We start from the raw sequence: 15,757 nt of genomic DNA on the forward strand, positions 1-15,757 counted from the left end.
AGGAGGTATAAATGTCCGTAAAATCAGATATTATTTATAAATATGATGGAAGCTTTGAGGGGCTCATGTGCTGTGTCTTTGAAAGTTATTACAAAGGGGAAATTCCCGGGGACATTATTTCACCTCTTCAGCTTCAAACCACCTTTTTTCCCACAAGGGAAATTGAGACGGATTTGCGGAAATCCAGCAGGGTGATCGAATCCATACCTAAAAAGATTGATGTTTCAGCACTGGATTTTATAAAATATGCTTTTTTGACCTGTATGCCCCAAAAAGAGATGTATATATTTTTGTTTCTGAGGAAGGGATACTATTATGGATCACCTGTTATGGAGATGCTGGCGGATGATATAGTAAGCAGGCTTTTTAAAGCTGTAAAATACTTAAAAAGAGAAAGTCACCTTATAAAGGGTTTTCTTAGGTTTTCTGTTTTCAAAGAGAGTCTTGTAGCGCAAATCCAGCCTAAAAATTATGTGCTCCCTCTTATTATGAAACATTTTTGTGAGAGATATCCCGGGGAATATTTTTTCATCTACGATAAAACTCATTATATGGCACTTGTGTATAATACTCATAAACCTGCTATTATACCTGTTGATGATTTACAAATGCCGCAGCCTGATGAAAAGGAGAAGTATTATAGGAAATTATGGACACTTTTTTATAATACTGTGGAAATTAAGCAGAGGAGAAATCTTAAATGCCGTATGTCCAATATGCCCAAACGTTACTGGAAGTATATGACGGAGTTTAGTTCTCAATGAATAATTATTGGGTTCTACAGATGTGTAATTATAGTATGAGATTTTAATATTGGTATAAATGTAATGGCTTCATTTGTTTTATAGATGTACAATTCATAGTATAATGAATTCATATGAATTAGGAGGCGGTGAGATGGATTATAGAATGCTTATTTCAAAAGCTTTTCAGGGAAGAAAAAATGCCTATGCCCCTTATTCCGGATTCAAGGTGGGAGCAGCAGTTCTAACTGAAAATGGAAAAGTATATCCGGGATGTAATATAGAAAATGCTTCATATGGTGCAACCAATTGTGCAGAAAGAACTGCCATATTCAAAGCAGTGTCGGAAGGAGGCAGTAGCATAAGAGCCATTGCCATAGTGGGAGCGGAAAATGACTACACTTATCCCTGCGGCATCTGCAGGCAGGTGATATCAGAATTTGCATCAGAAGATACAGAAATAATCCTGGCCAAAAATGAAAATGAATATATAGTTAAAACCTTAGATGAAATTTTGCCGGGAGCTTTTACTAAAAAAGATTTGAAAAAATAGGGGGATTTGTAATGGATATTGCTAAAATTATTGATCATACTGCTTTAAAGCCGGACACAACAAGGAAACAGATACTTCAGTTAATAGAGGAAGCAAAAAAGTATAAATTTGCATCTGTCTGCATAAATCCCGCATGGGTTAAGCTGGCAGGTGAAAAATTGAAGTACAGCGGAGTTAATGTGTGTACTGTTATAGGATTTCCATTGGGAGCCAATACAACTGGGACAAAGATATTTGAAGCAGCAGATGCAGTTAAAAATGGAGCTTCAGAAGTGGATATGGTTATAAATATAGGTGAACTGAAAGACAAGAATGATGCTTATGTAGAACAGGATATTAGAGCTGTAGTTGAAGCGGTAAAGGGAAAAGCACTGGTAAAGGTAATTATTGAAACCTGTCTTTTAACTAAGGAGGAAAAAGTAAGGGCCTGTAAAGCAGCACAAAGAGCCGGAGCGGATTTTGTAAAGACCTCTACTGGTTTTTCAAAGGCCGGAGCTCTGGAGGAAGATGTCCAATTGATGCGCAAGACAGTGGGCAGTGACATGGGGGTTAAGGCTGCCGGTGGTATTCATACTGAAGAAGAAGTCCTGAAAATGGTTGAAGCCGGAGCGGATCGTATTGGAACAAGTTCTGGAACTTCCATTATGTCTGGAATTTGAAGAGATCACAGAAAAGGTGACATGGGAACTGTATTTTTCCAGAGCTGTTTTGGGGAAATTACAGCATATAGAGGAAGAAAGGGCAAAATATCATCATAGTATTGGCAATATGATTTCAGCGGATATTATCAGGTTAATTGTATAATACTTATGAAGGAAGGTATTCAGATGAGAGCATTTAAAAGAATACATATAGTAGTAATGGATTCCGTGGGCATTGGGGAATCACCGGATTCGAATGAATTTGGTGATTCTGGAGTTAATACATTGGCACATATTGCAGAGAAGAAAAATGGCCTCAATATGCCCAATATGTCAGCACTGGGGCTGTCCAATATTTATAAAATCAAAGGAATAAAAAAAGCTGTCCATCCAAAAGCTTATTTTGCAAAGATGCAGGAAGCTTCCCGTGGAAAAGATACTATGACGGGACACTGGGAAATGATGGGCCTGTATATTGATAAGCCATTTCGTGTTTTCCCGGAGGGTTTTCCACAAGAATTAATTGAAAAAATTCAAGCTTTTTCCCATAGAAAAATCATAGGAAATAAGCCTGCCAGTGGAACGGAAATTATAAAAGAACTTGGAGAAAGACAACTTGAAACAGGGGAACTTATTGTGTACACTTCTGCAGATTCTGTGCTTCAAATTGCCGCCCATGAACAGGTTATACCTCTGGATGAGCTGTATAGAATATGTGGTTACTGCCGCAGTATAACAAGGGATGAGCCCTATAAACTGGGAAGAATTATTGCAAGGCCTTTTACGGGTAAGACATCATTAGAATTTAAAAGAACTTCAAACCGCCATGATTATGCTCTGAAACCCTTTGGAGAAACTGTGATGAATTATCTGCAGAAGGCAGGTCTGGATTGTATTGCCATTGGGAAGATTTCGGATATTTTTGACGGCCAGGGAGTTACAAAGGCAATAAGGACAAAATCCAATATGGATGGTATGGATAAATTCAGTTTATTGCTGGATGAAGAATTTCACGGTATTAGTTTTACAAATCTGGTTGAATTTGATTCTGCTTATGGGCATAGAAGGGATCCAATCGGCTATGGTGATGCCCTGGAGCAATTCGACAGTAGATTACCGGAAGTTTTTGAGAAGCTGGGAGAAGATGATCTATTGATTATTACAGCAGATCACGGAAATGATCCGACTTACAGGGGAACGGATCATACAAGAGAATTTGTCCCGCTAATTGCCTATTCAAAGAGATTTAAATCCGGAGAAGATTTGGGCATACGTAAAACATTTTCCGATATAGGGGCTTCGGTTGCAGATAATTTCAAGGTGAAGATGCCGGAGCATGGGGAAAGTTTTCTAAACAGATTGAAATGAGGGGTAATAAAGATGAGGATGGTAGATATAATTTCAAAAAAAAGAGACGGAGTGGAACTCAGCACAGAAGAAATAAACTTTTTTGTGGAAGGTTACACTGAGGGCACCATCCCTGATTATCAGGCAAGTGCTCTTGCAATGGCCATATATTTTCAAAATATGAATGATCGTGAAATGTCGGATCTTACAATGGCAATGGTGAAGTCCGGAGAAACTGTAGATTTATCCCCAATCAACGGTATAAAGGTGGATAAACATTCCACTGGAGGGGTGGGTGATACCACAACACTTGTACTGGCACCTCTTGTTGCATCACTGGGTATACCTGTGGCTAAAATGTCCGGACGGGGCTTGGGGCATACTGGGGGAACCATAGATAAATTGGAATCTGTCAGCGGATTCCATGTGGAAATTACAAAAGATGAATTTATTAATCTAGTGAACCATGATAAAATTGCCATTATGGCCCAGACAGGTAAATTGACTCCTGCAGACAAGAAATTGTATGCCCTTCGTGATGTAACGGGAACTGTGAATTCAATGCCGCTGATTGCCAGCTCCATTATGAGCAAAAAGATTGCAGCAGGAGCCGATGCCATAGTATTGGATGTCAAAACAGGTGCAGGGGCCTTTATGAAGACAGAGGAAGATGCGGAAAAACTGGCTCGTGCCATGGTTAAGATAGGCAAAAGCACAGGAAGGGATACAGCTGCTATAATTTCGGACATGTCACAGCCCCTGGGATTTGCCATAGGCAATGCACTTGAGGTAAAGGAAGCAATTGATACGTTAAAGGGGAAGGGTCCCCAGGATCTGACAGAGCTTGTCTTGACACTTGGAAGTCATATGGTTCTGATGGCTGAAAAAGCAGGTACTCTGGAGGATGCAAGAAAAAAGCTTATAGAGGCAGTAAAAAGCGGCAGGGCTCTGGATAAATTTAAAGTATTTCTCAAAAATCAAGGGGGAGATTCATCAATTGTGGATAATACGGAGAGATTACCACAGGCAAAATATAAAATTGATGTGCCTGCAGGAAAAAGCGGTGTGGTTTCAGATATTGAGGCAGATGAAATTGGTATGGCTGCCATGCTTCTAGGTGCAGGAAGATCCGAAAAGGGAGATATAATTGATCTTGCTGCAGGCCTTGTAATGCATAAAAAGATTGGGGACAGGGTAAAAGAAGGGGATGCTCTTGTGACAATATATTCAAATCGTAAAGATGTAGAGGATGTAAAAACTAAAATTTACGGAAATATTTCTATCAATAGTGAAGTCAAGAAACCAATATTAATTCATAAAATAATTACAGAATGAGTAACTGTAACATATTAAAAAATTATACAGTGTTGCTTTTATGCCGGTGTAATAAATAGTAGGTAATTGCGAAACTCACTGATAAGAATGAATAAAAGGTAATTAAACACTGCGGAAACACTGCTGGAAACTCAAAAACAAATTTTTCTGATTTAAAATGATTATATTGAAAAAAAGGATACAAGAAATAAGTAAGAAAAATAATCAGAAGGGAATTTGTATGGTTGACATCTGTAATGGGTACAAATGTTATTGCCAATAAAAATTCTATTGCATTTTAAAAACATACTATATAGTATTATGATTGGCATTTGACAATGATCATAAATAGGAATATTATATAAGTGGCAAATGCCAATTATAAGTTTAGGAGATGATTTTATGTCAGAATGTAATTCATGCCCGTCAAATGGGGAATGTGATAAGGATAAGCAAAAATGTATGATTGAAAACAATCCTTTAAACAATGTAAAAAAAATTATTGGTGTTATGAGTGGTAAAGGAGGGGTGGGAAAATCCTCAATTTCTGTTCTTATTGCAAAACGCTTAAAACAACTTGGATATAGTACAGGTGTTTTGGATGCAGACATAACAGGACCAAGTGTTCCAAAACTTATTGGATTAAAAGATAAGAAAGTCAATTCAGATGGAAAGTTGATGTATCCCGTAGAAACTGATGAAGGTATAAAGGTTATGTCTTTAAATTTATTAATGGAAAATGAAAACGATCCCGTTATTTGGAGAGGTCCTATGCTTGGAGGTGTAGTTAAACAATTTTGGACAGATGTACTTTGGAAAGATCTTGATTATCTAGTTATTGATATGCCTCCAGGAACAAGTGACGTTGCATTGACAGTTATGCAGTCCATTCCTATAAATGGAATAGTTATGGTATCTGTTCCTCAGGATCTAGTTTCAATGATAGTTTCAAAAGCTGTAAATATGGCAAGGGCAATTAATATTGATGTTTTAGGGGTTATTGAAAATATGAGTTACATAACTTGCCCGGATTGTGGCAAAAAAATAAAACTCTTTAATGGAGGAAGTACAGAAAGATTTTTGGAAGAAATGAATTTGAAGTTTTTAGGAGAACTTCCTGTCTTAAATAGTATAAGTAATTTATCAGATTCTACATATGAAAATGTAGATGAAGATCTTGAACAAATTTTTTATCCTATTGTTGAAAATATAATAAAAAGCTTGTAAAATTGCAGAAAGCAAAGGACAAAGTTCAAGCGGAGGAGCAGGAAAAACTACCATTGCAACAGCACTATCTGAAATTATCCAAGATGTAAAATGAGAATAATAGCTCTGTATGAGCACTTGAATGTTTGAAGTTAAAGAAAAAAAGGAGATTCATGTAATGAAATAATAGAATAGGCCTATGATGTTTTAAAAGAAGATGTTTGGCAAAAACTCTGTATATTTATTTTAAATGTTATAAATGTAATAGTATAATTGATATGTATAGTCAGAATTTAAATTTTGAGTATCTGGAATTAGATAGAAAAATTGAATAGAAAATGATTTAGAAATATATGGTTTTAGTATTATGTTATAGGATTATGAAGTAAATGCAGGGAGGAATTAAAATGTCAAGGCCAACAAAATTTAGGAAGGTAGAGTTTTTCCCAGAGGATACTTATTTTGTACCTTCTGGAAAACCTAAATGTGAAATCAGTGAAATAGTTTTAAAGGTAGAAGAACTTGAGGCTATGAGACTAAAAGATATTGAAGAATTGAATCAAGAAGAGTGTGCAAAAAAAATGTTGGTATCAAGACAAACTTTTCAAAATATTATAGACAGTGCAAGAAAAAAAATAGCCGTTGCCTTAACTGAAGGGAATGCCATAAGGATAGCCGGAGGAAATTATACCACAAATTATTGTAAATTTAAATGTTTCCATTGTGGTAATATATATGAGATAAAATATGAACAGGATAGATATATTTGTCCTGTTTGTGGTTCTGAAAAAGTTATATGTAATAAAAAGGCAGGCTTTTGTAAAAAATGGTGTAAAGGTACCAATGAAGACAATAACGTTTAATTATTGATAAGTATTTCAAATAATAAGAAAAATGTCATAATGAAGATGGCATATGATAAAAATGGAGGGAAAGTTTATGAAAATCGCAATGCCTAATAACGGAAGTATGGTTAACCAGCATTTTGGTATGAGTCAGAGTTTTGTAATTGTAACTGTTGAGAACAATAAAATTGGAAATGTTGAAGAAGTATCTACAGCTCAATTAGCTCATCAACATGAAGGACTGGCAAATTTACTGGTGAAACATAATGTAGATTTGGTTATAACCGGCGGCATAGGTGGAGGAGCCTTAGCGGGATTGCAGCAATGTGGCCTAAAAGTAATAAAAGGGGCATCAGGAAAATACAGAGATGTTGTTCAAAAATATCTTGATGGAGAATTGGAAGATAAAAATGATATTTGTAATCATCACTGTGAACACTAAATATACAAATATTCAAAAGATATGTATTTAGCACATTTTATTAATATATAAGAAATACAGAAAATAAAATCAGCTGTGCTTTTTAATAATATGCACAGGCTGATTTTATTAATGAATATGGAAGAAAAGGATGAATGGAATATGCAATTATATTTTCCGTCAGATAGGCAAGATTAGTTCATATTGACATATACTTCAACCATATTTATATATTTTTAAATAAACAGGAGGCATTGGAAATGTATATTTCAGATGAGCTTATTGACAAATTTATAAAAGAAGATGTTCCTTACATTGATTTAACCACTTTAATTTTAGGAATTGGCAGACAAAAGGGCAAAATGCAATTTTTTTCAAGAGAAAATGCAGTATTATGTGGTACAGAAGAAGCTGAAAAAATATTCAATAAATTAAATATAGATTTGATAAAAATAAAGCCTTCTGGAAGTTCAGTAAAGAAAAATGAAATTTTCCTTGAAGGCAAAGGAAGTGCAAAAGATTTACATATGGCATGGAAAGTATGCCAAAATATTATTGATTACAGTTCTGGAATTGCTACAAAAACAAAAAAATTAGTTGATAAAGCAGCTAATGTAAATTCAAATATTTCCATTATAACTACCAGAAAAAGTATACCAGGGACAAAAGAACTGGCTATAAAAGCAGTTGTTTCAGGAGGAGGATTCCCTCACAGATTAGGACTATCGGAAACTATATTGATTTTTAAACAACATTTGAATTTTTTAGGAGGCATTCATGAATTAGCTAAAATACTTAAAAAGATTAAATGTAAAGCTTGTGAAAAAAAGGTAATAGCTGAAGTGGATTCATTAGATTGTGCAATTGAACTTTGTAAAAACGGTATTGATGGTATTCAATTTGATAAGGTTCCATGTGATAAATTAATGGAAAATGTAAATATACTTAAAAATATCAACCCGTCCATAGTTGTATTAGCTGCTGGCGGAATTAATGAAAAAAACATTGAGGATTATGCCAAAACAGGGGTTGATGCTATTGTAACTACTTGTGTTTATTATGCAAAGCCCATAGATATAGGATGTAAGATAGAACCATTCTATTAATGAGGAGATAGTATGTATTACTGAAAATGATGCCTGTGGAGTTGATGCAGTGCTTATAAATAATCCATACATAGTTACTATTTGTGCATTTTCCTTTTCTATGATAGCTAGCTGCTGTTGTCATTTTAATGATTGCAAAACTTAGATCCCTTTTTAAGGAACCAGAGATGTTTCTGAATATGTGAGAGTTGGAGATTCTCCCAAATCAAGAAAAAATTTAATTAGCCTGTTGTGATAGTTAAATTCACTAGTACAACAGGTTAATTAATCTTATTTTACACAAGCCTTTTATATTTTCTGCTTTTGCAGCAGGGTTCTTACTACATTGATGTTTTGATTTATTTCTTTTATTTCAGCTTCATATTTATTTACAGTAGCGCCGGGAAGGTGAATACCAGTCTGATGCAGTACAAACCTTCTTTCTTCTTCAACTTCTTCAAGATAGTCTTTGAGTTCTGTAAGCTTTTTTTCAAGTTCTGGCATATTCATCTTTTCAAAATCAGCCATTATAAGCTAACCTCCTATATATTTAGTATTGTCTTTATTAGATAAATAGATTAACATTGGAATCTTCGGCCTGACCTAAATAGTAACCAACGCCGCCTATTTTAACACCATCAATAAGTTCTTCCTTTTTAAGTCCCATGACATCCATGGACATTTGGCATGCTACTATCTCTATGCCATTGTCCAGGGCTGATTTAATTAAATCTTCAAGGGAGGTTACATTTTTATTTTTCATAACCTTTCTTATCATTTTGGCACCTATGCCCATCATGTTCATTTTTGACAGCTTTAATTTTCTGCTGCCTCTTGGCATCATAAATCCGAACATGGAATCCATAAAGCCCTTTTTTGCAGGCACCTTTTCATGTTTCCTTAGTATATTCAATCCCCAGAATGTGAAGAACATGGTAACCTTTTTTCCCATTGAAAGGGCTCCGTTTGCTATGATAAAAGAAGCTATGGCCTTGTCTAGATCACCACTGAATACTACCAGGGTTTTGTTGTCTCTTATAGATGAAGTATTTTGAATGTGATTTTCTACTTTAGTGCTGTTTTTTTTTATAAAAGCAGTGACAGTGCTTTTATCTCTATTTAAATCAACAAGTTCATTGTTGGTTCTTTGACACCATGCTTTTATATCTTCATAAAAGCCGGGGTCAGAAGCGGTTGCTTTAAGAATCTGACCTTCTGTTAAATCATCCATATATGCTTTAACCTGCATAAGTGGACCGGGACAGCAAAGTCCGCAGGCATCAAGACTCTTATCATAGTCCAATTTATCCAAGGCTACCTCTGATTTTACAGTCTGTGTATCCTGGCCTAAAATTTGATTTTGAGAAGTGGGGCTATTTTTATCATGCTTTTTAGGAGTAAAGTTTAAAATCGATAGGCTTTTATATCCACCAGTTATATTTTTAACCTTGTATCCATGTTGGGAAAGTATTTTTGATGCAATATACCCTCTGAGACCAACTTGACAGTATGCAATGATTTCCTTGCTTTTGTCCAATTCTCCAAGTCTTTTTCTTAAGTTGTCCAAAGGTATGTTTAATGCTCCTTCAATGTGACCATTACTGAATTCTATTTCCGAACGTACATCTAGAAGAATGGTGTTTTCTCTATTATAATTTAAAAAGTCTTTTGGAGTAATAACATGGGCTTTCCCGGAAATAACATTTTCAGCTACAAAACCTGCCATGTTTACCGGATCTTTTGCTGAAGAAAATGGCGGTGCATAACACAGTTCCAGTTCTGTTAAATCTGACACCGAGCCGCCAAGTCTTATTGCTGCGGCAATAACATCAATCCTTTTATCAACACCGTCATAACCTATAGCCTGAGCACCTAGAATTTTACCTTTATCAGTAAATATAAGTTTTAGTGATAGAGGAAGGGCACCGGGATAATAAGATGCATGGGAAGATGGATGAATATAAATAACTTTGTAAGATATATTAAGTCTTTTTAAAGTTCTTTCATTATTTCCTGTGCTTGCAGCTGTTAAACCGAAAATTTTAATTATCGCAGTACCTTGTGTGCCTTTATAAGTTGAATTCAAGCCTGCTATATTGTCCGCAGCTATTCTCCCTTGTTTATTTGCCGGCCCAGCCAGAGGTATTGCAGTATTTTGATTGTTGATAAAATCAACCACTTCAACGGCATCTCCCACAGCATAAATATTTTCAATATTTGTTTTCATCCTGCTGTCAACTAGTATATGGCCCCTGGATCCAAGATTTATTGCACTATCTTTTATAAAATTAGTATCAGGACTTACTCCAATTGCCAATACAACTAAATCAGCAGTAATTTTTATATTGCTGTTTAAAATAGCTTCAATATTATGTTCACTATCCTTAAAAGATTTTACTCCATCATTTAATATCAAGTTTATACCATTTTCCTCAAGCTCTTTTTCAGCCATGACTGCCATGTCTGAATCGAAGGGTGTGAGAATATGTGGTGCAGCCTCAACTAAAGTAACATGAAGTCCTTTTTCTTTCAGGTTTTCAGCCATTTCAACACCTACATAGCCGCCGCCAATTACTACAGCACTATTTACTTCACTTTTATCAACGGATGACTTTATATCATCTGTGTCTGGTATATTTCTCAAAGTAAAAATTCTAGTGCTGTTTATACCCTCAATTTTTGGTTTAATGGCTTTCGCACCAGGAGATAATATTAAATAGTCATAACTTTCTTCATAGATTCCACTATTTTTGCTTCTTACTTTAATTATATTTTTGTTGGTATCAATACCTAGAACTTCACTGTTGATTCTTACATTAATGTTAAACCTATCATTCATACTTTCAGGTGTCTGAACCAAAAGCCTTTGTCTTTCTTTAATTGTTCCTCCTATGTAATAAGGCAGTCCGCAATTTGCAAAGGATATATATTCATCTCTTTCAAATATTATTATTTCAGCATTTTCATCCAACCTTCTAAGCCTTGCAGCTGCAGATGCTCCGCCTGCAACTCCGCCCACAACCAATACCTTTTTACTCATGTAAATTCCTCCTCATAATATATAGTGTATATTGCTGATGGCAGTTAAACTTTTCATTTTATATAGAGATTAGAATAGAACTTCAAGTAATTTGATAACTATTGGATTACAAATTTTATAGTTGATTTCAAGACCATTTCGTTCACCTTTTATAATTCCTGCAGTTCTTAACTTTTGTATGTGCTGGGATAATGTGGATTGGGGTATTTCAAGACAATGCTGCATGTTGCTGACATTGCAGGTTCCCTTTTCTAACAATCCTTTAACAATGCACAGCCTAACAGGATGTGCCAGTACTTTGAGAATTTCAGCTTTTTCAGTGTATTTCATAAAATCTTTATCCATAATTCTCCTCTTTCAAAATAGATATATTATTATATCTATATATTACAATATAACGATAAATCTTTCAATAGATTCAATAGGAAAATTCATATATTTTTTTGTATTATAAAGGAGCTGCCTCTAAATTTGTTTTGGGGCAGCTCCAGTTACCTTTTTAGATCTTTTCTGTTTCTAAATTCACTTTTAGGCCTTTCTTTTTATTTCTTTTGCTTAAATAAGTTACAAGTATTGGACAGAGAAATGCTGTAATTACCACAGATGCAGATACCTGTATAGTTGCACTCTGGGCAAATTGAGCCAAAGATGGATCTATAGCTGATATTGCCATAGGGGTAGCTGTAGCAATCCCCGCTGTAGTTCCTATGGCTGCGCCAATAGCCCTCTCACCATGAAATATATAAAGGTTTTGCTTTGTTAGTACAACTTTACAGGGGACTGCCCGTCATGTTATAATGAGAATTATTTTTATAAAGGGGGTCAGTGGAAAGTGTACTCCAGAAAATAAAAGAAAGGACAATAGCGGATCTTATGAAAATATTAAAAAAATTTTTGCAATATTACAAGCCTTATAAATTCCTTTTTTATGCTGATATATTTTGCGCACTTATAGTTTCATTGGTGGATTTGGCATTTCCCTTAATTTTAAATTATCTTTCAAAAAATGTTTTTATAAAAGATAAAGCGGCAATACTTAATTCAATAGTGTATATTGCTGTAATTTTGCTTGCAATTTATGTGGTTAAATATTTCTGCCAGTATTTTATTGCCTCATGGGGACATATTATGGGGGCAAGGATGGAAAATAACATGAGAAAAGACTTGTTTTACCACCTTCAGAAAATGTCTTTTTCTTATTATGATGAAAACAATACAGGGCAGATGATGTCAATACTTGTATCGGATTTGTTTGATATATCGGAACTTGCCCATCATGGACCTGAAAATGTGTTTATATCTGCAGTTAAAATAATAGGTTCTTTTGCAATATTGATGCTTATCAATTATAAAATGACTCTTATACTTCTTGCAGTAACTATAGTGATGGTCGTATTTTCAGTCCATGAAAATAAAAAGATGCAGAGTGTATTTTTTGATAACAGAAAAAAAATGGGAAATATAAATTCCTCTGTTCAGGACAGTCTGCTGGGAATAAGGGTCGTAAAGTCTTTTGCAAATGAAGATATTGAAAGGGATAAATTTGATAGAAACAACAATGCATATCGTGTTTCAAGGGAAAAAAGCTATAAAATAATGGGCAGGTTTATAGCGGGAAATACTTTTTTTGAAGGTCTTTTATATATGGTGATACTTGTTACGGGAGCATTTTTTATAGCAGAGGGCTCCTTGAAAATAACTGATCTTGCCGTTTATGCTTTATATATAAACATATTTATAAACCCAATAGATATACTCATAAATTTTGCAGAACAATTCCAGAAAGGATTTGCCGGATTTAAAAGATTTTTGAATATTGTGGATACCAAACCTGAGATAGTGGATAAAAAGGGTGCCATACTTTTAAAGAATGTAAAGGGAAATATAGAATATAAGAATGTTTCTTTCAGTTACAATGAAAAAAAGAAGGTACTTGATGATGTGAATGTTAAAATAGAAGCTGGCAGGAAAATTGCATTTGTGGGACCTTCAGGAGGAGGAAAGACAACAATTTGTTCACTTCTTCCAAGGTTTTATGATGTTTCATCAGGTTCCGTAATGATAGATGGAGTAGATGTAAGGAATGTTACTCTTGAATCACTGAGAAATTCCATTGGAATAGTACAGCAGGATGTGTATTTGTTCTCTGGAACTTTAAAGGATAATATAAAGTACGGGAAGCCTGAGGCCTCTGATGAAGAAATAATAAGGGCAGCTAAAGAAGCCAATATTCATGATTACATAATGAGCCTTGATGACGGCTATGACACTTATGTGGGAGAAAGAGGGGTCAAGCTTTCCGGCGGTCAGAAACAGAGAATTTCAATTGCCAGGGTATTTCTTGAAAATCCACCTATTTTGATATTGGATGAAGCAACATCTGCACTGGACAATGAAAGTGAAAGCTTCATACAAAAGTCTTTGGAAAAACTTGCCAAGAACAGAACCACCATAGTTATTGCCCATAGGCTGAGTACTATAAGAAATGCAGATGAAATAATAGTTATTGATGATGAAGGAATCGAGGAAAGGGGAAGCCATAGTGAGCTTCTTAAAAAAGGAGGAATTTACTCTTATTATTATAATATGCAGTTTGAGGGTCTGGATATAAGGTAATAAAGGGATTATGCTTTAATCGTCAAAAACTCGTCAAAAATAATTTTATAAGACCTCATTTATTACTTTTTTGGCTTTAATTCTAAGACCACATTTTGCAGCAATCATTGATATAAGATGAAGCTTTTTATTCATTATTTTGCTTAATAAACCCTTGACCTGTCTTTTTGTAAGAGTTGTTTTAACTCAGGCCAAAGTTCTTTTAACAAATGAATTGAAAACTATTATAGATTCAAAGATAGATTCTAAAGTATACAGTATGATATTAAAGATTCTTTTATAATTGCTGAACTTAAGTGAAGAATAATCAGAAGTTTCGCCGCTAAATTCCAGTAAAAATTTCATTTTTACTGGAATTGCTAATCCTTACATTTACTTAAAGGACTGGTAATACCGCAGACCGATAAGTCATGATTATGATAAGTTCATCTTTTATATCTTCAATAAAATCTATTTGAAGTAACCGTTTCTTCCTATTTATCTGAACTATCTTTTTTTGGATTCAGCATTTCTTGCCCCATAATAATATGTGGATCGGATCCTACTACAGCACATACAATGGATGTATGAAAATAATGTTTGGTTCCATTTTTATCATTATACTTTTATCTAGTTTCTTCTTATAGGAAGTTGACACTTTTTAGTTGCTTTAAAGGTAGCAAGATACAGTGCTTTAAAGCAGAGCCGTATCACTTTGGATATACACCTTTCTGTTTATGGATATGCGCTGCTTATACTTTCTATTGTGTAGTATATGTAACCTTGCGTACACCAGTTGAAAACTTGAAAATTGGACTTATGGCATCCCCGTTGACTTTCCAGCTTTTCATGGCATTTGGATAATGTCCCTCCCATTTTCCAGCAATCTTCTCCATAAAATGACGCTCTATTTCCTCAGAAAGTGCATGGTATGTTGTTTTTAAATCATTTGCAAATTCCTTTTTATCTTTATAGGATACATACTTCAATATGTTTCTTATCTGGTGTACTATGCACCTCTGTATTCTGTATTCGGAAATGCTGCTTATATTGATGGAGAAAAGGCTGCAAGAAATACTACAGCCAATATAGATATAGCTACAAAAAAAGATAAGCCTGGTATGGATATAATAGTAAAACCCGGTACTAAAGGTGAGAGTGTACATATACCTGTAATTTTAACACAAGAAGGGTTAAATGATGCTGTGTATAACACTTTTGAAATTGGTGAGGGGTCAGATGTACTTATAGTGGCAGGCTGTGGTATACATAATCCAGGTGAGAAGAAATCCCAGCATGATGGAGTCCATGAATTTTTTGTCAGGAAAGGTGCTCGCATAAAATATGTAGAGAGACATTTTGGAGAAGGCAGTGGGAATGGTGAAAGAGTATTGAATCCTAAAACAATAATAGAAGTTGAAGAAGGAGGATTTGCTGAATTAGAGCTAGTCCAAATAAAAGGAGTAAGCAGTACTAAAAGGGATACAGAAATAAAACTTCATAAAAATGCTAGAGTTGCAGTATCAGAGAGACTTCTTACATATAAAAATCAAGATGCAGAGTCGAAAATAAATGTGGAAATGGTAGGAAGAGATTCTTCTGCACGAATAATTTCTCGTTCTGTAGCACGAGATGAGTCAAAACAACTATTTCATTTAAATATGTCTGGATATGAGAGATGCAGAGGTCATATTCAATGTGATTCCATAATAATGGATGAAGCAAGGGTACAGTCTATACCCAAAATATCAGCATTTCATTCAGATTCACAACTTATACATGAAGCTGCTATAGGAAAAATTGCTAGTGATCAGCTTATAAAACTTATGTCATTAGGACTTTCTGAAAAAGAAGCTGAAGATACTATATTAAAAGGATTTCTTAAATAGTTGAAAGATGTAAAAATAGCATGTTAAAAATGTCCTTTTTTAAAGATATTTTTGACATGCCTTATAATTTCACTGGTT

16 protein-coding genes and 1 pseudogene are annotated in these 15,757 nt (G+C 34.6%); 12 read left to right on the top strand and 5 right to left on the bottom strand.

Annotation, left to right across the window (positions count from 1 at the left end; translation table 11 throughout):
• Positions 1-11: 11 nt before the first annotated feature.
• The 10 genes from ACYUJ6_RS03255 to modD all read left to right on the top strand — a co-directional run bounded on the left by ACYUJ6_RS03255 (position 12) and on the right by modD (position 8,176).
• Positions 12-764 (top strand): TIGR03915 family putative DNA repair protein, encoded by a 753-nt coding sequence (locus ACYUJ6_RS03255; protein ID WP_461844439.1) that lies wholly within the window; start codon positions 12-14, stop codon positions 762-764.
• Between the two features lie 133 nt (positions 765-897).
• Entirely contained in the window at positions 898-1,296 is a 399-nt protein-coding gene (locus ACYUJ6_RS03260) for a cytidine deaminase (protein WP_461844440.1), read from the top strand.
• A gap of 11 nt (positions 1,297-1,307) precedes the next feature.
• A complete protein-coding gene (gene deoC / locus ACYUJ6_RS03265) occupies positions 1,308-1,955 on the top strand; it encodes a deoxyribose-phosphate aldolase (RefSeq protein ID WP_461844441.1) in 648 nt (215 codons plus the stop codon).
• Positions 1,915-2,100, top strand: coding sequence for a hypothetical protein (locus ACYUJ6_RS03270; protein ID WP_461844442.1), 186 nt, complete (start codon positions 1,915-1,917; stop codon positions 2,098-2,100). The genes deoC and ACYUJ6_RS03270 overlap by 41 nt, the downstream gene beginning before the upstream one ends.
• A gap of 23 nt (positions 2,101-2,123) precedes the next feature.
• Entirely contained in the window at positions 2,124-3,305 is a 1,182-nt protein-coding gene (deoB, locus tag ACYUJ6_RS03275; RefSeq protein ID WP_461844443.1) for a phosphopentomutase, read from the top strand.
• A gap of 12 nt (positions 3,306-3,317) precedes the next feature.
• Positions 3,318-4,619 carry a pyrimidine-nucleoside phosphorylase gene (locus ACYUJ6_RS03280; RefSeq protein WP_461844444.1) on the top strand — a complete coding sequence of 434 codons (1,302 nt, stop codon included), beginning with the start codon at positions 3,318-3,320 and terminating at the stop codon, positions 4,617-4,619.
• A gap of 381 nt (positions 4,620-5,000) precedes the next feature.
• Entirely contained in the window at positions 5,001-5,825 is an 825-nt protein-coding gene (locus ACYUJ6_RS03285) for an Mrp/NBP35 family ATP-binding protein (protein WP_461844445.1), read from the top strand.
• A 386-nt stretch (positions 5,826-6,211) separates the two neighbouring features.
• Positions 6,212-6,667, top strand: coding sequence for a DUF134 domain-containing protein (locus ACYUJ6_RS03290; RefSeq protein ID WP_461844446.1), 456 nt, complete (start codon positions 6,212-6,214; stop codon positions 6,665-6,667).
• A gap of 76 nt (positions 6,668-6,743) precedes the next feature.
• Positions 6,744-7,091: a NifB/NifX family molybdenum-iron cluster-binding protein gene (locus ACYUJ6_RS03295; protein ID WP_461844447.1), complete on the top strand. Its 348-nt coding sequence runs from the start codon at positions 6,744-6,746 to the stop codon at positions 7,089-7,091.
• Between the two features lie 239 nt (positions 7,092-7,330).
• Entirely contained in the window at positions 7,331-8,176 is an 846-nt protein-coding gene (modD, locus tag ACYUJ6_RS03300) for a ModD protein (protein WP_461844448.1), read from the top strand.
• A 288-nt stretch (positions 8,177-8,464) separates the two neighbouring features.
• Here the strand turns inward: modD and ACYUJ6_RS03305 are convergent, their stop codons facing one another.
• The 4 genes from ACYUJ6_RS03305 to ACYUJ6_RS03320 all read right to left on the bottom strand — a co-directional run bounded on the left by ACYUJ6_RS03305 (position 8,465) and on the right by ACYUJ6_RS03320 (position 11,937).
• Positions 8,465-8,683, bottom strand: a complete 219-nt coding sequence (locus ACYUJ6_RS03305) for a hypothetical protein (RefSeq protein ID WP_461844449.1) — start codon at positions 8,681-8,683, stop codon at positions 8,465-8,467.
• A 37-nt stretch (positions 8,684-8,720) separates the two neighbouring features.
• The gene (locus tag ACYUJ6_RS03310) at positions 8,721-11,195 is read right to left on the bottom strand and encodes a CoA-disulfide reductase (protein WP_461844450.1); all 2,475 of its coding nucleotides are present in this window, start codon (positions 11,193-11,195) and stop codon (positions 8,721-8,723) included.
• A gap of 69 nt (positions 11,196-11,264) precedes the next feature.
• Positions 11,265-11,540: an ArsR/SmtB family transcription factor gene (locus tag ACYUJ6_RS03315; protein ID WP_461844451.1), complete on the bottom strand. Its 276-nt coding sequence runs from the start codon at positions 11,538-11,540 to the stop codon at positions 11,265-11,267.
• A 154-nt stretch (positions 11,541-11,694) separates the two neighbouring features.
• On the bottom strand, positions 11,695-11,937 hold the full coding sequence (locus ACYUJ6_RS03320; RefSeq protein ID WP_461845426.1) for a 2-keto-3-deoxygluconate permease: 243 nt from the start codon (positions 11,935-11,937) through the stop codon (positions 11,695-11,697).
• Positions 11,938-12,068: 131 nt separating this feature from the next.
• Here ACYUJ6_RS03320 and ACYUJ6_RS03325 point away from each other — a divergent pair, with 131 nt between their 5' ends.
• Positions 12,069-13,811, top strand: a complete 1,743-nt coding sequence (locus ACYUJ6_RS03325; protein WP_461845427.1) for an ABC transporter ATP-binding protein — start codon at positions 12,069-12,071, stop codon at positions 13,809-13,811.
• Between the two features lie 609 nt (positions 13,812-14,420).
• On the opposite strand, the pseudogene ACYUJ6_RS03330 reads toward ACYUJ6_RS03325, so the two are convergent.
• Positions 14,421-14,835 (bottom strand): annotated as a pseudogene (locus ACYUJ6_RS03330) (transposase); the annotation flags it as partial.
• A 4-nt stretch (positions 14,836-14,839) separates the two neighbouring features.
• Here ACYUJ6_RS03330 and ACYUJ6_RS03335 point away from each other — a divergent pair.
• Positions 14,840-15,679, top strand: coding sequence for a SufB/SufD family protein (locus tag ACYUJ6_RS03335; RefSeq protein ID WP_461845428.1), 840 nt, complete (start codon positions 14,840-14,842; stop codon positions 15,677-15,679).
• Positions 15,680-15,757: the final 78 nt, after the last annotated feature.

This window comes from Clostridium sp. JNZ X4-2, assembly GCF_054889485.1.

What these genes read in the sequence shown, in the direction of transcription:
- modD (WP_461844448.1), top strand. Translation starts at nt 7,331, where the DNA reads ATGTATATTTCAGATGAGCTTATTGACAAATTTATAAAAGAAGATGTT.
- ACYUJ6_RS03285 (WP_461844445.1), top strand. Translation starts at nt 5,001, where the DNA reads ATGTCAGAATGTAATTCATGCCCGTCAAATGGGGAATGTGATAAGGAT.
- ACYUJ6_RS03325 (WP_461845427.1), top strand. Translation starts at nt 12,069, where the DNA reads ATGAAAATATTAAAAAAATTTTTGCAATATTACAAGCCTTATAAATTC.
- ACYUJ6_RS03260 (WP_461844440.1), top strand. Translation starts at nt 898, where the DNA reads ATGGATTATAGAATGCTTATTTCAAAAGCTTTTCAGGGAAGAAAAAAT.
- ACYUJ6_RS03315 (WP_461844451.1), bottom strand. Translation starts at nt 11,540, where the DNA reads ATGGATAAAGATTTTATGAAATACACTGAAAAAGCTGAAATTCTCAAA.
- ACYUJ6_RS03290 (WP_461844446.1), top strand. Translation starts at nt 6,212, where the DNA reads ATGTCAAGGCCAACAAAATTTAGGAAGGTAGAGTTTTTCCCAGAGGAT.
- ACYUJ6_RS03280 (WP_461844444.1), top strand. Translation starts at nt 3,318, where the DNA reads ATGAGGATGGTAGATATAATTTCAAAAAAAAGAGACGGAGTGGAACTC.
- deoB (WP_461844443.1), top strand. Translation starts at nt 2,124, where the DNA reads ATGAGAGCATTTAAAAGAATACATATAGTAGTAATGGATTCCGTGGGC.
- deoC (WP_461844441.1), top strand. Translation starts at nt 1,308, where the DNA reads ATGGATATTGCTAAAATTATTGATCATACTGCTTTAAAGCCGGACACA.
- ACYUJ6_RS03310 (WP_461844450.1), bottom strand. Translation starts at nt 11,195, where the DNA reads ATGAGTAAAAAGGTATTGGTTGTGGGCGGAGTTGCAGGCGGAGCATCT.
- ACYUJ6_RS03255 (WP_461844439.1), top strand. Translation starts at nt 12, where the DNA reads ATGTCCGTAAAATCAGATATTATTTATAAATATGATGGAAGCTTTGAG.
- ACYUJ6_RS03305 (WP_461844449.1), bottom strand. Translation starts at nt 8,683, where the DNA reads ATGGCTGATTTTGAAAAGATGAATATGCCAGAACTTGAAAAAAAGCTT.
- ACYUJ6_RS03295 (WP_461844447.1), top strand. Translation starts at nt 6,744, where the DNA reads ATGAAAATCGCAATGCCTAATAACGGAAGTATGGTTAACCAGCATTTT.